Source organism: Acinetobacter guillouiae CIP 63.46, from assembly GCF_000368145.1.
Taxonomy (GTDB): domain Bacteria; phylum Pseudomonadota; class Gammaproteobacteria; order Pseudomonadales; family Moraxellaceae; genus Acinetobacter; species Acinetobacter guillouiae.
The window spans coordinates 856860-878986 of the sequence record NZ_KB849283.1 but is presented as its reverse complement, the minus strand read 5'-3'; the positions used below and the strand labels follow the sequence as shown (position 1 = coordinate 878986).

Genomic DNA, 22127 nt, shown 5'->3' with positions numbered 1-22127 from the left:
CAAATGCTGAAAGCGCTTAACCATAAAAACGATGAATTAAATCTGCATCATTATGAAAACTCTTCTAAACATTCTGATCAACGAATAGCCGAATAAGAGTTTTAAATTTATTTTTTACATATTTTTTAATGAATTATTGAGTAAATTTAAGTATTAATAACGCCATAAAAGTTTTGAATGGTTAACAATGAACATTAATGTTGATATTTTTGGCACGATTGCAATTGCTGTAGCCGTTCTTTTTATTGGTTATTTTCTTGTAAATAAGATCAGTATATTGAAGCAATATAATATTCCTGAACCTGTCGTGGGTGGGTTAATTGCTGCTGCTGTAACTTTTGTGCTTTTTAAGCAATTTAATTTAACCGTAAATTTTAATGCCAATATTCAACAAAGTTTTATGTTGATGTTTTTTACTTCTGTTGGACTGAGTGCAAGTCTGCTTAAGTTAAAAGAAGGGGGCAAGTCGCTGCTTCTTTTTATGGTCTGCGTAGTGATTTATGTGCTATTGCAAAATGCTGTTGGGATAAGTTTGGCAACCGCACTCGATTTAAATCCTTTGATTGGCTTGATTGCAGGATCTGTTACTCTAACTGGTGGGCATGGTACAGCTGGAGCATGGGGCAGTATTTTTGAAGAAAATTATGGTATCAAAGGTGCGATTGTCTTAGGCATGGCGAGTGCGACATTTGGTCTGGTCATTGGTGGAATGATGGGTGGTCCAGTTGCAAAATTTCTGATTCGTCGTTATCAATTGGCTGAAGAAATAGCACCATCTGCAGCGCGTATGCAAGCTCCTCCATCTGCTGAAACAGCGCCATTTGAATATCCAGAAAAAACCCGTTTGATTACCGCTGATGATGCGGTTAAAACCATAGGAATGTTTGCACTGTGTATCGTCTTTGCTAATTTCATGACCGGTGTTGCCAAAGGACAATGGTTTGAGTTGCCGACTTTTGTATGGGCATTGGGTTGTGGGGTGTTTTTACGGAATACACTGGAATATGTATTTAAAATTGAACTGTTTGACCGTTGTATCGATGTATTTGGTAATGCCTCGCTGGCTTTATTTTTAGCTATCGCCTTAATGTCTTTGCAATTGTGGTTACTTGCTGATTTAGCTGGTCCATTGGTGATCATTCTGATCGTTCAGACGGTTTTTCTTGCTTTATATCTGTTTTTTGTTACTTTCCGAGTTATGGGTAAAAATTATGATGCAGCAGTATTGTGTGCAGGTCAGTGTGGGGTAAATTTAGGCGCAACACCGACTGCTATTGCCAATATTCAAGCTGTAACCAATACTTATGGGCCATCGCATAAAGCATTTTTAATTATTCCTCTAACTGGCGCATTTTTTGTTGATATTGTGAATGCCGTTGTTATTCAAACTATTACTAAGTTCTTTTGAATGTTCTGTTAGATAAAGCGATGTGATGACTTAAGCATTTGGGAAACAGCCACAAAAAGTGGCTGTTTTTTTTGTATTTAAATCAGTTTGATCATTATTCTTTTGAATCTCACACTGTTTTATACAATTCATATGGCTGCAATAAATCGTGATTTAGACTAAGGTTTTCTGTTAGTGACTTTAAACTTTCAAAAACACTTAGATGAGGAATTGAATATTTGAGCGAGATCAACGCTTAAAGGATGTAACGGATTGAAGTTTTACTCAAAAATTTAATGAACACAGTAATATACTTTAAATATGAATCATCATAATATGTATGCCACAAACGCTGTATTTGATATATTTTACGTGTTCAAGCTTTGAAATTAAGTCAGCGCTAGCCACTTGCATTTATTTCATCAGTGTAGAGTTTGAGCTTATATACTTAAATTGGATCACACTCGTCTAGGATGATGTATGTCTAAAACGAAACAACCAACCTCAAAACAATTACTGTCAGTGATTCAGACGCAGACAGCAATTGCAAAATTGGGCTTAGATATCAATGCTGTCATGACCTTAGTGGCAGAGCAAGTTCAATTGATTACCCATGCAAAAGGTGCAATTGTAGAGCTCGCTGAAGAAGGTGATATGGTCTATCGTGCCGTTTCAAATGGTGCAAATCAATTTCTAGGTCTACGCTTAAAGATGGGTTCTAGCCTTTCAGGGCTTTGTATCGCGCAGAATACGACTTTATATTGTAAAGACAGTGAAACTGATGAGCGTGTAGATCGTGAAGCATGTAGACGGGTTGGACTGCGTTCTATGGCTGTTGTACCGCTAATTCATTGTGATGAACCGATTGGTGTATTAAAAATTTATTCAGAACGGGTAAATGCCTTTAAAGAAAGTGATATCAATTTACTTACACTCATGTCTGAACTGATTGCTGCAGCAATGTATCATGCCAGTAAGTTTGGTGCTCAAGAACTCTATAAACTTGCGACACAGGATCAGTTAACAGGACTTGCCAACCGTGCTTTATTCCTCGATTGTTTAAGACAAGGTGTTGAACAAGCTAAACGTACACAAAAGTTACTTGGAATCTTGATCATTGATATGGATGGTTTGAAACCAATTAATGATCAATATGGACATCGTTTAGGTGATGAGGCATTAAAAGAAATAGGTAAACGTATCGTCAATATTACCCGACACGATGATTTGGTTGCACGTTTAGGTGGCGATGAATTTGCAGTGATATTAAGTAGTCTTGGCGATCAAGAGCTGGCAAAAAAAGTCATGAATCGTATTGTTGAGGCGTGTGGATTACCGTTTGTATTTGAAAATGTCAAATTAACCATGGGTGCAAGTGTAGGTCTGGCTTTATTTCCTGAAGATGGTATTGAACTCAATAAGTTGATTGAGTTTGCAGACCTTAAAATGTATGAACATAAACGTTCTAGAAAAATGATTAATCTAAATACTTGAGATTTAAGATCTTTAATAGGAAATAAATTTTAGTGATGTTTAGGTTTGTTTAATATTATTTGTTTGGAGCATATGCATTGAAAGTATCTGCAAATAAGTATGTACAAGTATTTATCAATTGAATGTAGCTCAAATTTAACCTGACAGCCTCAATCAAATATCGGTAACTGTTAGATCAGGTTTGAGCTATACATATCAGGGCTGATAATAACTAATTACTGATAATGATTCCTCACTACATCGTTGTAAGCCTCTGGATGATGTAACCAAGGAATATGCCCTGAGTTTGAAAGTGTAAATACGTGTGCTGTAGGGTATCGATTGATCACAAAGTTTTTACTTGTTGTATAGATGTCCTGATCTCCATAGACAATGGTAATCTTAAAATCTGGTTTATCTAATCCAGTTAACAGCGGATATTTGATGATTTCAGGTCTGGTTTTATTGATCGGCTCTGCTTTCAGTAAATCAAAATCATCAGTGAGATCTGAATGATCTGTTGCAATAAATCCTTCATTATAGTTTTTCATGACTTGTTTAAAGAGGCGTTTATAAGCTTCATTGCTTCCAAGCGCGCCTAAAAGGCTATTTAATCCCATTTTTGTCCATGCCCAAGCACTTGTTTTGGACTTATTAAGTTGCATGACTTCTTTTTCAGTTTGCTTCCATTGCGTATTGGTACCTGAACCTGGGCTACATAAAAAAAGACTGAGTAAATTATCGGGATGTTTTTCAGCATAGATTTGTGCATAAAGTCCACCCCAAGAGTGTCCCCATAAATGAAACTTATTGATTTTATAGAACTCTCGAACAGTTTCTATATCGCTTAAATAAGCCTGCATAGAATAGTCTTTATCACGACAAGGAGATTTTTGGGTTCCTCTTTGATGAAATGTGATCACTTGAAAATAATCTTTTAAAAGATCGGCAATGGCAGAGAGGTCACTTGGAAAACCAGGTCCTCCATGCAATAAAATTAGTGTCTCTTTGTCGGGATTTGGATAAACAATACTAAATAAGGTATTTCCGTTATGATCGACAATGTTGCTTTGCATTTGCGTCTTATAATTTACTGATTGTAGCGTAGAAAACTGTTTTTCTATCGAATTTGCATTATTTTTCATGTCCAATATGGTGCCTCATTTTATTTGAGTAAATCAAAAAATGGTAAGGTGAACGAATCTAAAAATGTTTCTATATTGATTCTGATTTTTAAAAAGTATTTTTATACAAGCTTATATAGTAGCTTATTTATACCAGATGATAAACCTGATAAATGGGCTAAGAAAAAAGCAAGCGTAGCGATGACTTGTAATTGTTTGATTAAAATATCTTGAGTTTCTATTTTGAAAACGGTGATTTGTTCACTTATTTTATGACAACAAATTGTTATTTATCTAATGAATAAAGGTCTTTTAAAAATCAAAAAAAGATCATGAAAAGTGAGTTGTATGGGTATTGAAAGTGCGTTTTCCCTTGGGGGAAGGCTAAGCTGGGGGGATTCTATATTGATCTTTGGTTTTAAAAAGGACTTATGCAAGAGTCTTAATATAATGAGTAGATTTTAAAAAATTAATCTTATTAAAGCAGTGGAAGGATGATAAATGATGTGCGAAAAATTCTAAATTTGTGCTTTATCAATAGAATTACTGGCGAAAGTAAGTCCATTGATAAAATTCAGCGAGCACATGATTTTTAGATACACAATTGGTTATTTAAAAATACTTTAAGTTTTTCCAATCAGTAAAGATAGGATTCCTGCAGCAATCAAGGGACCCACAGGAACACCTCTAAGCAGTGCAACTCCAGCAACTGTTCCAATCAATAAGCCTGCAACGACATTGGGTTGGCTGCTCATTAAGGAAACGCCACGACCACCTAACCATGCAACCAATAAACCGATCGCAATGGCTGTTAATGATTTCCAATGCATAAATGATTTTAAAATGACATCACCGGGGATTTTGCCGCTGGCAATTGGAGTAAGCACGCCAATGGTTAAAATAATAATGCCGACTTCTAAACCGTGAGTTTGTAATAATGGGAAAAACTCACTTAAAGGTGTGATTCTAAAGACGATCAAAACCCCAGCTGCAATGGTGACCGCAGTATTGTGACTAAAAATACCACATGCCAATAAAACAAGGAGCACAATTAAATTTAGGTCTAGACTAGAAAGACTCATCAATATTCAGCATTAAAAATTAATATATCCATCCATTATACTGAAAAGCGGTATGTGAATTTGCCTTGTCTGGCAATGATTCACATTTAAATTCAGTCGAGTGTGGATTTAGTGGACAATAAATTTTTCAGTTTCAGCACCCAATAAATTCCATTCATACTCAAAGTCTTGTGCCAGTTTAGACAGATTTGTTGATTTAAGTTGTTGTATTAAAATGTTTTGTGCCTCTTGCATAGCTTGGTTTAAAGCTTTATTCACCACCAATTCAACCAGACAGTTGGGTGTTTCTTGTTCATTGCCAATGGCAAAAATAGTAGGTTCTCCAACAGCCTGATAAATATCAAATAAAGATATTTCCTCTAAAGCTTGTACTAAGGTCCAGCCTCCACCGGGGCCTTTGTCTGCATGCACAAAGCCTGCTTTTTTTAAACCAGACATGGTACGACGTACTACGACAGGATTGGTGTCTAACATGATTGAAATTTGTTCAGAGGTGAACGGTTTTTTTTCACGGGCCATATGTAATAGCACATGCAACATTCGAGAAAGCTTACTATCTTTACGCATAGTTCTTAAGTCAACGCTCTTTTGTTAATTGTAACATTAAAAGTTGCAATTATAAAAATAACTCAATATAGTAACTTTAAAAGTTACTTATTGGTGTTGAAAATGAACTACGATGTTGTAATTATTGGTGGGAGTTATGCAGGTTTATCAGCAGCATTACCATTGCTTCGTGCTAGAAAAAAAGTGTTAATGATTGATGCAGGCATGCGTCGTAATCGTTTTGCTGAACATTCACATAATTTCTTAACCCAAGATGGCAATACGCCAGCAGCAATTATTCGTGATGCAAAATTACAGTTAGACAAATACCAAACTTTGTCATGTATCAACGCATCCGTCACCGAAGTGAGGGCTGTCGGGGAGCAATATGAGATTCAAGTAGACCAAGCCGATGAGACGTGTACAACCATTCAAGTCAAAAAAATAATTATTGCTACAGGTATTAAAGATGATTTACCTGAAATCGATGGTTTAGCAGAACGGTGGGGGAAAAGCATTTTTCATTGTCCATACTGTGATGGCTATGAGTTAAATCTTGGAACACTTGGAATGTTATGTTCAGGTCTACATTCGATCCATATGGCATTGATGTTACCTGACTGGGGCAATACCACTTTATTTTTAAATGATGTAATTTCACAAGCTGAATTAGATCCAGTCACACTTGAGCAGCTTAAACAAAGAAATGTGAAATTGGATACACGCAAAATTGTCAAAATACACAATCATTGTGATTTAGTCTTTGAAGATGGTGAGCAGGTTCAATTAGATGGATTATTCGTCTCCACTTTTATGCGTATCAGCGCGCCTTGGATTAAAAAACTGGGGATAGTGCTTGATATAAATGAATATAGTGAAGCCATTCAAACCACAGCCATGAAAGAAACCAATCTTAAAGGGATATATGCTTGTGGGGATATCACCCGTTCAGGTGGTTCAGTTGCTTTCTCAGTTGCAGATGGAGCGCTGGCGGGTGTTGCTGTACATAAGTCATTTATCCTTAATACTTGATAAAAGCATATATTGATCATCAATAAGGCTAAAAAAGCCTGAATGTTGTTTGGGTTTCAATTCACGATACTTTAAAATGTATCGTGAATTTTTAAGGTATTAATTTATGTTTTTGGAAAAAATGTTGCAATCACAAGGCTTTGGTTCACGTAAGCATTGCCAACAACTCATTAAAAATGGTGCAATTCAAATCCAAAACGAGGTCGTTACCGACCCTAAATTTAAACTTGATACCCAAAATCTAGTATTTTCAGTCTATACCGAAACATTTCAATACCGTGAAAAAGTCTATATTGCCTTAAATAAACCGCAGGACTACGAATGTTCCCATCAATCAACACACCATTTTAGTGTTTTTGATTTATTTGATGATGTCCTTATGAACCGAGGTTTACAAACTGTTGGTCGTTTAGATCAGGACACGACAGGTCTATTGCTACTGACGGATGATGGGCAGTTTTTGCAAGCATTGACTCATCCTAAAAAGCATGTGGCTAAAGTTTATCAAATACAAACAGCAGATCCGATTACAGATGATCAGATTCAACAACTTGAACAGGGTGTAGAATTACGCAATGAAAAGGGTACCTTTGCAGCAACAGATGTACAGCGCTTGGCTGAATATGCATTACAAATCACTGTGCACCAAGGGGTTTATCATCAAGTCAAACGGATGTTGGCTGCTGTGGGGAATAAGGTTGAAAGCTTGCATCGTGCACAAGTCGGGCAATTAGCACTCAAAGACTTAGTTGAAGGTGAGTGGGTTTATTTGACAGAAGATCAGGTGAATGCTGCTAGAAATAGTCAAAATGAACAAATAGTGATTTGATCATGGCTTTAAAGCTCTATATTGCTGTTTTAGATGAAATGCTAGACTTTATGGTTCCAACCCTTGTTGCGCATGCAGTCTTGGCTGCGCACTTACAATTTGTTCAAGATGCTGATGCTGAAAGTTATAAAAATTGGTTAGAACATTCTTTTCGTAAAGTTGTGGTCAAGGTGAATCAAAAAGAATTTGATAAAATTGCTCAATTAAAGTGTTATTTAGGGCATGAAAGTACAGTATTGGATGCTAAAAAATCCTGTGCTGTGGTCTTTCCTATTTCACAGGACACGGTACCCAATGTACTTAAATTCGCAAAGATGTGGAAACCTACGTTGAATTGATTAAAAATGCATTGTAAAAAAACTACTTGAGGAAACAATGAAATGTCTGGAATTCATTGTCTTTAACAAAGCCCATTTGCTCATAGAGCTGATGTGAATGGTAATTGTTTTTCTGGGTTTCTAAACTGATCCGTTGCGCATCTTCATGACGTGCAAACAGAATTGCAGTATCAATCAGTTGTTTGGCAGAACCTTGTCGACGAAAAACAGGTGTTACATACACATCATCTAAAATATAATACTTTGAACAAGAAACAGATGAAAAGCCTTGGTATAACAACACAAAGCCTGTAAAAACATCATCTTTTACATGAATAAAGATAACACTTTCTTGATTTTCAAAACGTTGTTTTAAAAAATTAAAGGACTCTTGGATATTGGAAGATGCACCGTAAAATTGGCGATATTCATCAAATAAAGTAGCAAGTTGATTTAAATCTTCTTTGGTCGCTCGTCTAACGATCATTTATTACTCCTTGCAATGATTTTTATCTTTGCAAAAGAGCATAACTAAAAAATAGAAAAGTAAACTTAATTATTTGTTTAAAAATGCGACAGTGTTATTTTTTGTCACTTTCACCCAAGATGGCATTCAGCTCTGCAAATAGATCTTCGTCGTCATCATTTAAATCAACAGAAGAATTGAGTTGTCCGTTTTGTTGGTCTTGCTTAAGTTTTCTCAGCTTGAATAACTGATCCATATTGATATTTTGATTTTCTATGGCGAAAGGGATGGATTTTGTGATGACAACTTGTTTAAAAAACAGTCGAACTGCTTGTGCAGGCGTAATCCCCAATTGTTTAAAAACAGCAAATGCTAGTTTTTTTTCTTGTGAATCAAGGCGTACTTGATAGACTTCGGTTTTTCTCATGAATAGTGACCAAACAAAATTTGAGTTTGAATGCTTATTTTAATCAAAGCTTTCGGAATTTCAATGCTTAATCGTCAAAAAGTCATATATTTGTCATTACGTCAAAATTACAGTGTCAATTCATAGTCAGAACAAAAGCAATATTCGACTTGTGTCATCGGGTCAAGAAACTCAATTTTCTTGGCTAACAGCTGTAAAGGTTGTGAAAAATCAGCAGCATCTTTATGTAGAACTTGCGGGTAAAAAGGATCATTTTTAATTGGAATATTTAACCAATTTAAATGTACTCGTAATTGATGTTGTTTACCTGTCGTAGGCTTTAGTAAATATTTTGCCCAGATTTGATTGTGTTCAATTAGATTAATTTCGGTATATGAGTTTGATTTTCCCTCAACAACTTTCATGGTGTAAAAGGGTTCGCCCTTTTCCATTCTCAAGTCCACAGCACATGGAAATTCTAAATCAGCATTGAATTGAGCAATCGCTTGATAGGTCTTATTGACTTGTCGCTCAGCAAACATTTGTTGATATAAACCACGTGTTTGAGGGCGTTTGGAAAACAATACAATGCCAGCAGTTTCCCGATCTAAGCGATGGATTGGGGTGAGGTCTGGGTTGTTTGTGATTTTTTTTAAACGAACTAATAAGGTTTCTTGTATATATTGCCCTGATGGGCTGATGGTTAAAAAGTGAGGCTTGTCTACGACAATTAAATCGTCATTTTCAAACAATATCTTTTCTTGAAATGGCACATGAATTTCATGGGGGAGAAATCGATAGTAGTAAAGATGGGTATTATCTAGATAAGGCTGATCAACCGTTAATGCTTGACCTTGCATATCGATGATGAGTTGTTCTTGAAAACGTTGTTGCCATTCATTGGCTGAAATATGAGGAAAATGCTCACATAAATAACTGAATAAATTTTTAGGTAAAGCTGCTCGCTTGGGGAGATAAACTTTTGATGCAGTTACACCATCTCTCATTGGTGGTTGATATTCTGAAAGAGCGGTGACGGGTTTCATAAGCGTATTTTTTATGCAGATAAGTTTAAAGTGAGTTGTCTAAGCGTGTTGGAAAGTATCAAAACATGATTTCTAAACAATGCAACATAGGTTTTAAAGTCACGCAATGCTATCATATTGTCTGGTTTGAATCATGTCGTGAGCGTTATGCAATATTCATATAAATTAAGTCTGAGCAATGAACAAGACACCCAAATGTTGGCACAAAAGTTAGCTCAACATATTGCAAAAGGCGTGATTTATTTAATCGGTGACTTGGGGGCAGGTAAAACCACACTTACACGCTATTGGTTGCAAAGTTTAGGTCATCAGGGTGCGGTTAAAAGTCCAACATATACCTTGGTGGAACCTTATAATATCAATGCGAAAGAGGTGTTTCATTTTGACTTATACCGTTTAAATGATCCTTATGAGCTTGAATTGATGGGTATTCGTGATTATTTAGAGGTCGAGAATGCTTTATTCTTATTTGAATGGCCTTCTAAGGGCGGTGATGAAATTCCACAGCCAGATCACGTCATTCGCATTTTAAAAACAGAAGATGAAGCTGCACGAGAAGTGGTAATTGAAAGTATTTCTGCTGAATTGATTGAAGCGTTGACTTGATCAATGTTTTCAGCATTTTAAGCCCATCATATATTTTAATTTATTTAAATTTTTAGGTTAATTGAATGCAACGCGAAGATATTAGTTTAAGACGTATCCAAAATCTAGATCCAGCACTGGCCAACCAAATTGCTGCAGGTGAGGTGATTGAACGACCATCATCGGTAGTGAAAGAGTTGCTTGAAAACTCGATTGATGCAGGTGCGACTGAGCTGATTATTCGTGTGGCAAATGGGGGTAGCACCCTGATTGAAATTATTGACAATGGTCGAGGTATTCACGCTGAGGATTTAGCACTTTCAGTCACCCGTCATGCAACCAGTAAAATTCAATCTGCTGAAGATTTACAAGCAATTGTGAGTTTAGGCTTTCGTGGAGAGGCGCTTGCCTCTATCGCAGCGGTTTCGCGTTTAACCTTAACCAGTAGTCAGGATGATTCAGGTGTCGGTTACCAACTGGAAGTTAATGGTACCGCATTTGACCATCAAGATATTCAAGCGGTAGCAACCCAACAAGGTACACATATCCGTATTCAGGATTTGTTTTTTAATGTGCCTGCGCGGCGTAAATTTTTAAAGAAACCAAGTACTGAATTTGGTCATATTGAAGAAATTGTACGTCGAATGGCACTTACGCATTTCGATATCCGCTTTGTTTTAGAACATAATGACAATATTCGCCTTAATTTGCCGATTGCAGATAGTGGTGAGCTAAGATTTCAACGGGTACAGCAATTATTAGGTCGCCAATTCACTGAAAATGCTTACTGGATAGATGCAGACAGTATTAGTATGCGTTTATCAGGTTGGTTAGGACATCCTTCAGATGCGCGTGCACAAGCCGATTTGCAATATGTCTATGTGAATGGTCGTATCGTCAAAGATAAGACCATTTCTCATGCTTTGCGTATGGCATACGATGGTATTTTGCATGGGCATCAACATGCAGCGTATTTGCTGTTTTTAGAAGTTGATCCTGAAAATATTGATGTGAATGTGCATCCAACTAAGCATGAAATTCGCTTCCTCAATCAGCGTGAAGTGCATGAGTTTGTACGACATTTTGCTAAAGACACTTTATCTCAATTCCAAACTGCAACTGCGGATTTGTCTTCTGCAATGAAGCAGGATGGCGCAAAAGAAAATCAAGCATTGCCAGCGCAGCCACGTTATCAGGAACAATTTCCTTTACATCGCAATGTACCAACTGAGCAAGATGTAAGTGATCAAAATAGCCGAAGCAATTCAGATGGGTCTATACAGCATAGTGGTCTAACAGATTTTAGTGATGGACATGCCCAAACAGTCAATTATTCCCACTATGAACCACAACAGCAGTATCGTGGTACTCAACAACTCAATAACGCCTTGAAAAGCTATTTAGCCCCTTTACGTGAGTCTGGGGATGCTGATCAAGAATTAACAGATCAAGCGTCCTATGAGCGATCTGTACAAGAGATCCAAAATAAACAGGTCCATCAGGTTGATGAATATCCGTTGGGAATTGCAATAGCGCAATTACATGGGGTTTATATTCTTGCACAGAATACGGAAGGTCTGATTATTGTCGACATGCATGCAGCGCATGAACGTATTTTGCTACAACAAATGAAATCTGCATGGGATAAACCAGAATTTTGGACCTCACAGCAGTTGCTTATTCCTAAAGTCATTTCGATTACCCGTATGCAGGCAACCCGTGTTGATGATTTAAAACCACAGTTGGAACGCTTAGGCCTAGAAATCGATCAATATGGTGATGATCAAGTGATTGTACGTGGTGTGCCTGCGATTTTACATAAAGCAGATTTTGAATCCTTGGTACCTGAATTACTCAATGATTTAGATCCAAATGATGAAGCGCAGGCGCTACAGCAAAAACGTGATCAAATTTTAGCAGGCATGGCATGCCATGGTGCAGTGCGTGCCCATCGGATGCTGAGTCTTTCCGAAATGAATGCTTTGTTGCGTCAAATGGAACACACAGAATTTGCCAGTCAGTGTAATCATGGTCGACCAACATGGCGTGCATTTCCATTACCCCAATTAGATAAATTATTTGCTCGAGGAGAGTAGTTGTACATGTCAAATCAATTGCCCGTCATCAATTTAATGGGACCAACCGCAAGCGGTAAAACTGCTTTGGCATGTGAACTGTATGATCATGGGAATTATGAGCTTATTTCTGTAGATTCTGCCTTGGTCTATAAAGATATGGATATTGGTACTGCAAAGCCGACCAAAGCGGAGCAGGAGCGTTATCCGCATCATTTGATTGATATTATTACTCCACTTGAGGTTTATTCCGCTGCTGAATTTGTCGAGGATGCTTGTCAATTGATTGATGATATCCATGCACGCGGTAAAACACCTATTTTAGTTGGCGGTACAATGCTATATTTTAAAGCGTTGCTTGAGGGGCTTTCTACAAATTTACCGAGTGCTGATTACGCGATTCGTGCTGCGATTGAGTTAAAAGGTGAAACGGAAGGCTGGCAATCGGTGTATGATGAATTAAAATCTGTCGATGTATTGGCAGGTGAAAAATTTAAAGTCAGTGATAAGCAAAGAATCATTCGCGCTTTAGAAGTGTATAAAATTACTGGTCGTCCGATTACTCAACTACAGGCAGAACAACCGAAGAATCAACCGTACCGATATGATTTTCATAATTATGCTTTATTGCCTGATCGCCTAGAGCTGCACAAGAGAATTGAACTTCGTTTGGAAAAAATGTGGGAAATCGGATTTTTAAATGAGGTTGAAAATCTTATGAAAAAATACGATCTCGAAGAAAATTTACCTTCTTCACGCTCTGTTGGATACCGACAAGCGATAGATTTTTTAAAAAACAGTGATTTGAGTCAAGAAAGTGAGCGTCAAATGAAGGATAAAGCACTATTTGCGACACGACAATTAGCAAAACGTCAATACACATGGTTACGATCTTTGCAAGAAACACACTCTTTTCAAACTTTTTTTACGATAAACCAAGCACAAGAAGACTTGCGAAACTTATACGGATAAAGCAAAATTTAACAACTACCTTTTTTATAAATTTTAATTGAAAAATAAAGGTAGTTTTTGCGCTGATTTTAATTTTTTTTGGAGTATAAAATGTCTAAAGGTCAAACTTTACAAGATCCGTTCTTAAATTCTCTCCGTAAAGAACGTATTCCTGTTTCTATTTTTCTTGTAAACGGTATTAAATTACAAGGTCATATTGAATCTTTTGACCAGTATGTTGTTTTGTTGAAAAACACAGTAAGCCAAATGGTTTATAAGCATGCTATTTCAACTGTAGTACCTGCACGTAATCCACGTCCTGCTGGTGCTCCTGCTGGTGCTCAAGGTGCTGCTGGTGGCTTCGGTGGTCAAGCTGGCGGCTTCGGCGGTCAAGCTGGTGGCTTCGGTGGTCAAGGTGGCTTCGGTGGTCAACAAGGCGGCTTTGGTGGTCAACAAGGCGGTTTCGGTGGTCAAGGTGGTTTCGGTAGCCAAGGTGGCTTCGGTGGTCAAGGTGGCTTCGGTGGTCAAGGCGGCTTCGGTGGTCAAGGCGGCTTTGGCGGTCAAGGTACTGACTTTGGCGGCGAAACAAAATTTGAAGATTCACAAGAAGATGAAAACAATCGTTAATTTCTTGATTTAACAAGAACGATTGTAAAAGAGACGCCAAATTGGCGTCTCTTTTTTATTGGTGTTGCTAAATTTAGAGATAAAAAAACCAGTGCAAAAGCACTGGTTTTAATTTAACGACTTAGCACAGACTTAACTTTCATTTTTCTTTGGATCTAGGCTTGGGTCTTTGATTTCAATGTAAGTATTTGCACGTAACTCTCTTAACCAGCCGTCATATTCTGATTCGAATTGACGCTCACCTAAAATTTGGCGAGCCATACGCTTTTGGTACTCTGAGGTCATATCTTGTTGACGTGTGCCTGTAACTTGGAGAATATGCCAGCCAAATTGAGTTTGAAATGGTTTACTGATTTCGTTGACTGGCGAACTTTGCATGAGTTTGTCAAATTCAGGAACCATCATGCCAGGGCTTACCCAACCAAGGCTTCCGCCATCACGAGCAGAACCAGGGTCATTTGAATAGGTTGAAGCAAGCGTAGCAAAATCATCGCCCGCTTTTAAGCGGTTATAAATACTGTCAATGGTTTGCTTTGCATTTTCAGGGCTAACAACTTCTGATGTTTTAATCAAAATATGACGCGTATTAAATTGCGGAACTAAAGCTTTTTGCTCATTCGATTTTTTTTCTAATAATTTTAAAACATGAACGCCGTCTTTTGCTGGAATTAAGTCAGTGGTTTGTCCTGGCTCAAGAGTCGTAACACGTGCAGCAAGATCTGTTGGAATATCTGAAAGCGGACGGAAGCCCATATCAGCACCATCGACTTTAACTTGGGCTGTGCTAAATTTCTTTTCTAAGCTTTTAACGTCATTGCTGTCTTTTAAGTCAGTACGAACTGCTTTTGCAATACTTTCTAACTCACTTGCAGGCGCTTCTCCTGAAATACGCATATGTAGTACATGGACTTGACTACCAACAGCAGCTTGACCTTCAGGTGATTTTAAGAAGTTTTCAACATCAAGGTCAGTGATCTTGATACGAGACATCACTTGTTGTTGACTCAATCGTTGAATGAGTAAATCTTCTGCAACACGGTTACGAAGTAATTCATAGGTACCGGGTGCAACAGCATCTAATTTTTTTTGAAAAGCTTCTAAAGAATTTGCACCAGATTGTTGAGCAACTTTTAATACGGCTTCATTTAAGCTTTTTTCATCTGCTTTTAAGCCATACTTCTTTACTTGTTCAAGCTGTGCATCATGGGTGATGAGCTGACTCAGTACTTGCTGTTGCAGAATGTTTTGTGGTGGGATTTCTTTCTTTTGTGCCTGAAGTCGATGTGTCGCTTCAGCAACACCTTGGTCTAAATCACTTTTTAAAATTGCTGTAGAACCAACAATTGCAATGATTTGGTCCTGCGGAGCAGCATAAACTGATACCGAGGTGGAGATGAGTAAAGCTAAGGTTGATGCTTTAAATAATTTTTTAAATTTTTGCGTCTTCATTAATGTGTCCAAGATTGATTAGCTTTATCAAAACCTAAAATACGATTTTCAAGTAATGAACTTAACTTGTTGTTCAAACCACCAAGTCCTTTTAGTGTGATCTCAGCCATCACTGCGCGTTTTGGCTTTGTATCAGGAAGAGAAACGTCATCTAGATCATTAAAGTATGAACGACCATAGACGGAAATTCCCCAACAACAAGATTCATAATTCACACCCAATAAATATTCGCGTGCGACATGGTTGTCAAGGTCATATTGAACATGCCCCATAATACGCCAGTTGTCTTTTACAGGCTGTATAAATGATGCAACTGCTTGATCATATTCTCGTTGACGATCAGGAAGGTTATTGCGATAAAAATAACCGACGTTATAAAGATTTCCACGCTGGCCTGTATAATACAGTTGGAAGTCATGTTGTGCGCTATCACCATTTGACATCCACGCTGAGTTGGTACTCAATGTGAAGTTTTGTGAAAGTTGGCTAGAAAGACTCAGCACAGGGCCGGTATGTTTTTCTCTGTCTAAATCATCAGTATTGTTAAGCAGTGTAACTTTTCGATCATCAAAATAATAACTTTGACCAATACTTGCTCTTAAACGCTCTAAGCCCACTGTATCAAATAAGCTATAACTTAAGCCAAGCGATAAAAAGTTATTGTCTTCTAAGCGGTCGTGTCCATAAAAACGGTACGGGCTAAACAATTGATCATAGCTGATAGAAGCTGTAGTTGAATCAAAGTTTGGATATCCAGTTTGATTTTTATATGGTGCATAAGCGTAGAAAGCACGAGGTGTAATAGTCTGGAGGAATTTCCCGTCCTTTTCAAAAGTTAAACCCGTATCCAAGGTAAATTGAGGAACAACAACGGATTTATTTTTGCTATCTTGGCTTTGGTTATTTAAGTTAAGTTGATCTACCGTGGTTTGATCATAGAAAGTATTTAAACTACGTACAGAAACTTCAGGGATCACAAAAGACCATGGATTGCGGAAATTATAACGTGTCGCAAATTGGTTATATAAACGTGTACCACTTGGCTGGTTGTTATAATCAGCGTCGTTGATGTCTTTTTGGAAATAAGCAGTATCGTTATTAAATTCGTATTCCAAACCTTGCGGATTTCCAGCGACATAGTTCAGTAAAAACTGTGGTAGGCGGGCATATGGCTTATCTACATCTTTGATGGTTTTATCAAGTGTTTGAAAGTCTTCAACTTTAAGCTGAGCTTTTAACCCAGGAATACCGTGATTGTAGTTAAGTTCCCAAGCGCGGCGTTGGTTAAGCTCTGTGCGGGAATTTGGATTGCTATCTAGATCTGAGAAGAAGTCTTTATCAGAAACATAGTTATATTCTAAATTGCTTGACCACTGTTTGGTGATATCCCACTTGTGTAGGAAATGCAGGTCTTTACGATCTTCATCATTATAGTCGCGGTCAGAGGGTAAGTAACTTCCCCAGACGCTACCAGCACCAAAGTTCTCAGTTAAGTAGCGAAATTCACCTTGAGCCATAAGACCACGGTCAGTAATCAGTCGTGGTGTAATGGTGGCATCATAATTAGGTGCCAAATTTAAATAAACAGGAACTGCGAGTTCAAAACCGCCATCATTGGTAAAGCCGAAACTCGGGCTTAAAATCCCGGTTGTACGGCGGTCATCGATCGGGAAGTTAAAGTATGGAACTGCGAGTACAGGCACATCCTTAACATAAAGTTTAGTCCCGCGCGTTACACCACGACCAGTATCTTGATCCAATTCAATTTTATTGGCCTGTATTTTCCAAGTGGGTTTTTCATCAGGTGGGCAGGTGGTATAGGTTGCATTTTCAAGGGTGATATTGGTTGGTGAGGTTCTTTCTATTTTTTCTGCATGACCATGTGCATGGGTCAATTCTGCAATATAGAAACTATTATTTAACTGACCAGTTTCATCTTTCAGGTTGTAATCAATCTGATCACTTTGCGCGATGATACCACCTTGCGCCATTTGTACATTGCCTTTCGCTTTGGCGAAAGTTTGTGTTTTATCAATGGTCACTTCATCAGCACGGATCATACGTCCAGATTGGTCAATGACCACATCACCAGACAGGAAAGAGTCACCATTGGGATTGTAATACCCATTATCTGCGGTAATCACAGATGATGCTTCTTCTGGATTTGTCGATTTAGTTTGAGTACTAAAAGGCGTTACCCAGACACCTTCACAATAGCGGCTACTTGGATTTTTTAAATCACGTACCTGTGCTTTAGGTGAGTTTTTGTCCACATAATATTGTTCAAAGAAATTTTGTCCTGCAAAGCTTTCTTTGATGGCTGCATTCAGTTGCTTATTATTAACTTCAGAAACAGTGTCTGTCGATTCAGCATAGCTGGATACTGAACTCCCACAAAGAAGTGTCAAAATAGCAGTCGCTAAAGGATTAAATTTAAACTGATGCTTCATTTGTCTCATTAACCAAATATGCTAATCGCAATTAATTATTGTCGCATCATAGAGAAAAAGTCGATAAGTAGCTACACTTAGCACTTCAAAAATTCAGCCTGAATTAGATTAAATTGCAAATGAATACACAACGTGAACAATTGATACAAACATGGTTAACATCTGTACTCAGTTCAGATCAATTTGAAATCAATTTTTTAGCAGGCGATGCGAGTTTCCGTCGTTATGCACGAATTACCTTGAATAATAAAACATTTATGCTTATGGATGCACCTCCTGAGAAGGAAGATTGTCGTCCTTTTGTTGCGATTGATGAATTCTTTGACACAAATGGGGTGCGTGTACCTCATATTGTTGCCAAGGACTTAGATCAAGGTTTGTTGTTACTTGAAGATTTTGGCGATGTATTGCTATCTACACAATTGAATGATCAAACGGTAGATGCACATTATGCGCAAAGTTTTAAGCAGTTGGTGCAGTTGCAGTCGATTGTCGCTGATTCATCACAATTGCCAGCATATGCCTATGAAAAGCTGATCTCAGAAATGGAATTGTTAACGGATTGGTTGTTACCATCATTAGCAATCCAAGTGACAGATGAAGAACATGCTTTAATTAAAAGAACTTTTGCTATCCTTGCCAATGCAGCTTTGGCACAACCTCAAGTAATCGTACATCGTGATTTCCATAGTCGTAACCTGATGATTCTTGAAGGTGAGAAAGACCAAGGTGTGATTGATTTTCAAGACGCAGTGATCGGTGCGGATACTTATGACTTGATTTCGATTACCCGTGATGCCTACGTACAGTGGGGTCCTGAGCGTGTGTATGAGTGGTTTAAAGTGTTTTATGACTTGTTGCCAGAATCTGCGAAGCAAGATCGTGATTTTGATCAATTCAAACAAGATGCTGACTTTATGGCAATTCAGCGTCATATCAAAATTTTAGGTATTTTCGTTCGTTTGTTTGAGCGTGATGGTAAGTCTGGTTATCTCAAGGACTTGCCTCGTGTCATGTGGTACTTACTGGAAGAGTCAAAACCTTACCCAGAATTACAATCGTTTATGCGTTTTATCCATGCACGGGTTTTGCCGAAATTTGAAGAAAAATATGGCGCATATGAGGTGGTTGCAGCATGAAAGCGATGATTTTAGCTGCTGGTCTAGGCAATAGAATGCGACCTTTGACCCTCTATAAGCCAAAGCCTTTGTTGGAAGTAGGCAGCAAAGCACTAATTGTATGGCATATTGAAAAATTAAAAAAAATTGGCGTGACTGAAATCGTGATTAACTCTGCATGGTTGGCAGATATTCTGATTGGCACCTTGGGTGATGGCTCACAATTTGGTGTGACTATACGCTGGACGCGTGAAGATGAGGGCTTGGAAACCGCAGGTGGGATTATCAATGCCTTAGCGCTTCTCGGTGATCAACCTTTTATTCTGGTCAATGGTGATGTATGGACCACTTTTGATTTTGCATCATTATTAGATATCAATCTTGCCGATGATCTTGCACATTTGGTTTTTGTCAATAATCCTGAACAGCATCCACAGGGTGATTTTACCTTGGCAAATGGTCGTGCTTATACCTTTGAGCAAAATCAGCAAGGTGAAAATTTAACTTATAGTGGTGTCGCTGTGATTAACCCAAAAATGTTTGATGGTCTGGAACAGGGTAAAAGACCACTTGCACCTTTGCTTAAACAAGGCATGCTAGACGGTAAAATCTCGGCTGAGAAAATGCAGGCAGCGTGGGTTGATGTGGGTACACCTGAGCGTTTAACAGCCTTGGATTTGCAAATAAGACAGGGTGAGTATAGTTAAGTGAGGATAAATACGCCTAAGTGCGTATTAACTCATCGTTAACTACTGTTCCACGGGCGAGAAATAGGTATACTTTCAGCTAACTTTTTAGAGATGTTATTTGATCATGCATCCATTTTTTCAAGAGTTAAAGCAAGGCAGTCTAAAGCTTGGCTTAAAACTTAGTGATGAAGCATTAGGATTATTGTTGCAATATCAAGATGCACTCGTCCTGTGGAACAAAGCTTATAACTTAACGGCGATTCGTGATCCAAAAGAAATGTTGGTTAAACATTTATTGGATAGCTTAAGTATTTTAAATGATTTACCCGCTGGTCGTTTACTCGATATTGGTACAGGCGGGGGTATGCCAGGGATGATCATTGCACTGTGCCAACCTGAACGCCAATGTGTTTTGTTGGATTCAAATGGTAAGAAAATTCGTTTTCTGAAACAGTTTATTGCAGATTTAAAACTAAAAAATGTTGTCGCAGTTCAGACACGTGTAGAAAATGAAGATAGTATCCATGATCTAGGGCAATTTGATGTGATCACCAGTCGTGCATTTGCTTCATTGACAGATTTTGTGACAGCTTCAGAACCTTATATGCATGAACGCAGTATCATTGCGTCAATGAAAGGTTTGATTCCCACTGAAGAAGTTGATGCTTTAAAAGACAAGTGGAGTTGTGACATTATTGAATTGCATGTACCTCGATTGGACGAACAACGTCATTTACTTTTATTAAAACAGATTTAAAACAGACTAAGGGTTGGGGTTACCATGGCTCAAATTATTGCTATCGCAAACCAGAAAGGTGGCGTAGGTAAAACCACGACAGCCGTGAATTTGGCTGCCTCTTTGGCAGTGTTGAAAAAGCGTGTTTTATTGGTGGATATGGACTCACAGGGTAATGCTACCATGGGGTCGGGTATTCAAAAAAATGATTTGTTGTATTCAGTCACCGATGTACTTCTGGGTGAAGTACCGATTGAAACTGCAATTAGTAAAGCTGAAGTTGGCTATAAAGTGCTTGGCTCAAATCGTGATTTGGCAGGTGTTGAGCTGGCAATTGCAGAGCAAGATGGACGTGAGTTTATTTTGCGTAACGCTTTACAGCAGATTGAAAAAGACTTTGATTATATTATTGTTGATTGTGCACCAAGTTTAAGTTTAATTACGGTCAATGCTTTAGCCGCAGTCGATGCAGTGATTATTCCAATGCAATGTGAGTATTATGCATTAGAAGGATTGGCAGATCTGACCCAGACCATTGATAAAATTCAGCAGGCTTTAAACCCTGAATTGGAAATTATTGGGGTGCTTCGTACCATGTATGATGCGCGTAATGCACTCACTCGTGATGTTTCTGCCGAATTAGAACAGTATTTTGGTAAGAAACTTTATGATACAGTGATTCCGCGTAATGTGCGGTTGGCCGAAGCGCCAGCACATGGATTACCGATTATTTATTTTGAGAAAAGCTCTAAAGGTGCAATTGCATATTTAAATTTAGCAGCTGAAATGTTGAAAAAGAGTAAAGTGAAAAAAGGAAATAAAGCATGACCGTGAAAAAAAGAGGGTTGGCAAAGGGTCGTGGCTTAGATGCATTATTAGGTTCAATCCAAAAAGAAAAATTACAACTTGAAGTCCAAGCATTGGATCATGGCCAATTAAAACAGATGGATGTAACCCAATTAAAACGCGGTGCATATCAACCCCGTCGTTTTATTGGTGAGCAGGATTTACAAGAACTTGCTGCATCGATTAAAAAACATGGTGTAATGCAGCCGATTGTGATTCGTCCTATTGAAAATGACGAAACTCCCTATGAAATCATTGCAGGTGAACGTCGCTGGCGTGCTGCGCAATTGGCGGGTTTAACTGAAATCCCTGCAATTGTACGTGATTTGACCGATCAGGTTGCGATTGCCTTGGCATTGATCGAAAATATTCAACGTCAAGATTTAAACCCTGTTGATCAAGCACTAGCATTACAACGTTTTCATGAAGAATTTGGGCTTAGCCATCAAGAAATTGCAGATACTGTAGGTAAAGCACGCACTACCGTAAGTAATTTATTGCGCTTATTAAGTCTAGAAGATGAAATCAAAGATTTAATGCAACAAGGTTTATTAGACATGGGGCATGCCCGTGCGATATTGACCCTAAAAGCTAAAGATCAATTGCAAATTGCAAAAATCGTGATTGATAAGAGTTTATCTGTCCGTCAAACCGAGCAATTGGTGCGTGATTGGAATACACCAAAGCAGGAAAAATCTAAAGATCCACTTGCGCCAGATGTACAACAACTGACTCAGAAATTGTCAGAACGTTTTAGTGCAAGTGTAAAATTAGACTATAACAAACAGGGTAAAGGAAAGCTGGTCATCAGTTATAACTCTCTTGATGAGTTAGATGGAATTTTAAATATCTGTTTACCAGAACAATAATGTTTAAGCGATTTAATTAAATTG

Annotated in this window: 22 protein-coding genes; 14 read left to right on the top strand and 8 right to left on the bottom strand. The window is 38.0% G+C overall.

What is annotated here, in order from left to right; translation table 11 throughout:
• Positions 1-187: 187 nt before the first annotated feature.
• Positions 188-1408 (top strand): sodium/glutamate symporter, encoded by a 1221-nt coding sequence (gltS, locus tag F981_RS09370; RefSeq protein WP_004720888.1) that lies wholly within the window; start codon positions 188-190, stop codon positions 1406-1408.
• A gap of 459 nt (positions 1409-1867) precedes the next feature.
• The gene (locus tag F981_RS09365) at positions 1868-2881 is read left to right on the top strand and encodes a sensor domain-containing diguanylate cyclase (RefSeq protein ID WP_004720885.1); all 1014 of its coding nucleotides are present in this window, start codon (positions 1868-1870) and stop codon (positions 2879-2881) included.
• 215 nt (positions 2882-3096) lie between these two features.
• On the opposite strand, the gene F981_RS09360 is transcribed toward F981_RS09365, so the two are convergent.
• From F981_RS09360 to F981_RS09350, 3 genes are all read right to left on the bottom strand, one after another.
• A complete protein-coding gene (locus tag F981_RS09360; RefSeq protein ID WP_004720884.1) occupies positions 3097-4005 on the bottom strand; it encodes an alpha/beta fold hydrolase in 909 nt (302 codons plus the stop codon).
• A 602-nt stretch (positions 4006-4607) separates the two neighbouring features.
• Entirely contained in the window at positions 4608-5066 is a 459-nt protein-coding gene (locus F981_RS09355) for a DUF441 domain-containing protein (RefSeq protein ID WP_004720882.1), read from the bottom strand.
• Positions 5067-5174: 108 nt separating this feature from the next.
• Positions 5175-5633, bottom strand: coding sequence for an RrF2 family transcriptional regulator (locus tag F981_RS09350; RefSeq protein WP_004720880.1), 459 nt, complete (start codon positions 5631-5633; stop codon positions 5175-5177).
• Between the two features lie 102 nt (positions 5634-5735).
• Between F981_RS09350 and F981_RS09345 the strand changes: the two genes are divergently transcribed.
• The 3 genes from F981_RS09345 (at position 5736) to F981_RS09335 (ending at position 7811) form a co-directional block, all read left to right on the top strand.
• Positions 5736-6644, top strand: coding sequence for an NAD(P)/FAD-dependent oxidoreductase (locus tag F981_RS09345; RefSeq protein WP_004720874.1), 909 nt, complete (start codon positions 5736-5738; stop codon positions 6642-6644).
• A gap of 106 nt (positions 6645-6750) precedes the next feature.
• Positions 6751-7473, top strand: coding sequence for a pseudouridine synthase (locus F981_RS09340; protein WP_004720873.1), 723 nt, complete (start codon positions 6751-6753; stop codon positions 7471-7473).
• A 2-nt stretch (positions 7474-7475) separates the two neighbouring features.
• A complete protein-coding gene (locus F981_RS09335; protein WP_004720872.1) occupies positions 7476-7811 on the top strand; it encodes an aminoacyl-tRNA hydrolase in 336 nt (111 codons plus the stop codon).
• Positions 7812-7833: 22 nt separating this feature from the next.
• Here F981_RS09335 and F981_RS09330 read toward each other — a convergent pair whose 3' ends face one another.
• The 3 genes from F981_RS09330 to F981_RS09320 all read right to left on the bottom strand — a co-directional run bounded on the left by F981_RS09330 (position 7834) and on the right by F981_RS09320 (position 9708).
• Positions 7834-8277, bottom strand: coding sequence for a GNAT family N-acetyltransferase (locus F981_RS09330; protein ID WP_004720871.1), 444 nt, complete (start codon positions 8275-8277; stop codon positions 7834-7836).
• A 94-nt stretch (positions 8278-8371) separates the two neighbouring features.
• A complete protein-coding gene (locus F981_RS09325) occupies positions 8372-8683 on the bottom strand; it encodes a type II toxin-antitoxin system RelB/DinJ family antitoxin (protein WP_004720870.1) in 312 nt (103 codons plus the stop codon).
• Positions 8684-8790: 107 nt separating this feature from the next.
• Positions 8791-9708: a pseudouridine synthase gene (locus tag F981_RS09320; protein WP_004720869.1), complete on the bottom strand. Its 918-nt coding sequence runs from the start codon at positions 9706-9708 to the stop codon at positions 8791-8793.
• Between the two features lie 147 nt (positions 9709-9855).
• On the opposite strand from F981_RS09320, the gene tsaE reads away from it, so the two are divergent.
• From tsaE to hfq, 4 genes are all read left to right on the top strand, one after another.
• A complete protein-coding gene (gene tsaE, locus F981_RS09315) occupies positions 9856-10314 on the top strand; it encodes a tRNA (adenosine(37)-N6)-threonylcarbamoyltransferase complex ATPase subunit type 1 TsaE (RefSeq protein ID WP_004720868.1) in 459 nt (152 codons plus the stop codon).
• A gap of 65 nt (positions 10315-10379) precedes the next feature.
• A complete protein-coding gene (gene mutL / locus F981_RS09310; protein WP_004720867.1) occupies positions 10380-12389 on the top strand; it encodes a DNA mismatch repair endonuclease MutL in 2010 nt (669 codons plus the stop codon).
• Between the two features lie 6 nt (positions 12390-12395).
• Positions 12396-13340: a tRNA (adenosine(37)-N6)-dimethylallyltransferase MiaA gene (gene miaA / locus F981_RS09305; protein ID WP_004720866.1), complete on the top strand. Its 945-nt coding sequence runs from the start codon at positions 12396-12398 to the stop codon at positions 13338-13340.
• Between the two features lie 90 nt (positions 13341-13430).
• Positions 13431-13946 (top strand): RNA chaperone Hfq, encoded by a 516-nt coding sequence (gene hfq / locus F981_RS09300; RefSeq protein ID WP_004720864.1) that lies wholly within the window; start codon positions 13431-13433, stop codon positions 13944-13946.
• A 132-nt stretch (positions 13947-14078) separates the two neighbouring features.
• Here the strand turns inward: hfq and F981_RS09295 are convergent, their stop codons facing one another.
• Positions 14079-15395, bottom strand: coding sequence for a peptidylprolyl isomerase (locus F981_RS09295; protein WP_004720862.1), 1317 nt, complete (start codon positions 15393-15395; stop codon positions 14079-14081).
• On the bottom strand, positions 15395-17845 hold the full coding sequence (locus F981_RS09290; protein WP_004720860.1) for an LPS-assembly protein LptD: 2451 nt from the start codon (positions 17843-17845) through the stop codon (positions 15395-15397). Before F981_RS09290 ends, F981_RS09295 begins: the two co-directional genes overlap by 1 nt.
• 119 nt (positions 17846-17964) lie before the next feature.
• On the opposite strand from F981_RS09290, the gene F981_RS09285 reads away from it, so the two are divergent.
• The 5 genes from F981_RS09285 to F981_RS09265 all read left to right on the top strand — a co-directional run bounded on the left by F981_RS09285 (position 17965) and on the right by F981_RS09265 (position 22103).
• Positions 17965-18984, top strand: coding sequence for an aminoglycoside phosphotransferase family protein (locus F981_RS09285; protein ID WP_004720858.1), 1020 nt, complete (start codon positions 17965-17967; stop codon positions 18982-18984).
• Entirely contained in the window at positions 18981-19670 is a 690-nt protein-coding gene (murU, locus tag F981_RS09280) for an N-acetylmuramate alpha-1-phosphate uridylyltransferase MurU (protein WP_004720856.1), read from the top strand. The genes F981_RS09285 and murU overlap by 4 nt, the downstream gene beginning before the upstream one ends.
• A gap of 106 nt (positions 19671-19776) precedes the next feature.
• Positions 19777-20409, top strand: coding sequence for a 16S rRNA (guanine(527)-N(7))-methyltransferase RsmG (rsmG, locus tag F981_RS09275; protein WP_004720854.1), 633 nt, complete (start codon positions 19777-19779; stop codon positions 20407-20409).
• 24 nt (positions 20410-20433) lie between these two features.
• Positions 20434-21216, top strand: a complete 783-nt coding sequence (locus F981_RS09270; RefSeq protein ID WP_004720853.1) for a ParA family protein — start codon at positions 20434-20436, stop codon at positions 21214-21216.
• Entirely contained in the window at positions 21213-22103 is an 891-nt protein-coding gene (locus F981_RS09265; protein WP_004720851.1) for a ParB/RepB/Spo0J family partition protein, read from the top strand. Before F981_RS09270 ends, F981_RS09265 begins: the two co-directional genes overlap by 4 nt.
• Positions 22104-22127: the final 24 nt, after the last annotated feature.

Coding starts and splice junctions, on each gene's coding strand:
- F981_RS09330 (WP_004720871.1), bottom strand. CDS start 8,277: ATGATCGTTAGACGAGCGACCAAAGAAGATTTAAATCAACTTGCTACT.
- F981_RS09360 (WP_004720884.1), bottom strand. CDS start 4,005: ATGAAAAATAATGCAAATTCGATAGAAAAACAGTTTTCTACGCTACAA.
- F981_RS09340 (WP_004720873.1), top strand. CDS start 6,751: ATGTTTTTGGAAAAAATGTTGCAATCACAAGGCTTTGGTTCACGTAAG.
- F981_RS09355 (WP_004720882.1), bottom strand. CDS start 5,066: ATGAGTCTTTCTAGTCTAGACCTAAATTTAATTGTGCTCCTTGTTTTA.
- F981_RS09350 (WP_004720880.1), bottom strand. CDS start 5,633: ATGCGTAAAGATAGTAAGCTTTCTCGAATGTTGCATGTGCTATTACAT.
- tsaE (WP_004720868.1), top strand. CDS start 9,856: ATGCAATATTCATATAAATTAAGTCTGAGCAATGAACAAGACACCCAA.
- F981_RS09290 (WP_004720860.1), bottom strand. CDS start 17,845: ATGAAGCATCAGTTTAAATTTAATCCTTTAGCGACTGCTATTTTGACA.
- hfq (WP_004720864.1), top strand. CDS start 13,431: ATGTCTAAAGGTCAAACTTTACAAGATCCGTTCTTAAATTCTCTCCGT.
- rsmG (WP_004720854.1), top strand. CDS start 19,777: ATGCATCCATTTTTTCAAGAGTTAAAGCAAGGCAGTCTAAAGCTTGGC.
- F981_RS09325 (WP_004720870.1), bottom strand. CDS start 8,683: ATGAGAAAAACCGAAGTCTATCAAGTACGCCTTGATTCACAAGAAAAA.
- miaA (WP_004720866.1), top strand. CDS start 12,396: ATGTCAAATCAATTGCCCGTCATCAATTTAATGGGACCAACCGCAAGC.
- F981_RS09295 (WP_004720862.1), bottom strand. CDS start 15,395: ATGAAGACGCAAAAATTTAAAAAATTATTTAAAGCATCAACCTTAGCT.
- F981_RS09285 (WP_004720858.1), top strand. CDS start 17,965: ATGAATACACAACGTGAACAATTGATACAAACATGGTTAACATCTGTA.
- F981_RS09265 (WP_004720851.1), top strand. CDS start 21,213: ATGACCGTGAAAAAAAGAGGGTTGGCAAAGGGTCGTGGCTTAGATGCA.
- murU (WP_004720856.1), top strand. CDS start 18,981: ATGAAAGCGATGATTTTAGCTGCTGGTCTAGGCAATAGAATGCGACCT.
- F981_RS09365 (WP_004720885.1), top strand. CDS start 1,868: ATGTCTAAAACGAAACAACCAACCTCAAAACAATTACTGTCAGTGATT.
- gltS (WP_004720888.1), top strand. CDS start 188: ATGAACATTAATGTTGATATTTTTGGCACGATTGCAATTGCTGTAGCC.
- F981_RS09335 (WP_004720872.1), top strand. CDS start 7,476: ATGGCTTTAAAGCTCTATATTGCTGTTTTAGATGAAATGCTAGACTTT.
- F981_RS09270 (WP_004720853.1), top strand. CDS start 20,434: ATGGCTCAAATTATTGCTATCGCAAACCAGAAAGGTGGCGTAGGTAAA.
- F981_RS09320 (WP_004720869.1), bottom strand. CDS start 9,708: ATGAAACCCGTCACCGCTCTTTCAGAATATCAACCACCAATGAGAGAT.
- F981_RS09345 (WP_004720874.1), top strand. CDS start 5,736: ATGAACTACGATGTTGTAATTATTGGTGGGAGTTATGCAGGTTTATCA.
- mutL (WP_004720867.1), top strand. CDS start 10,380: ATGCAACGCGAAGATATTAGTTTAAGACGTATCCAAAATCTAGATCCA.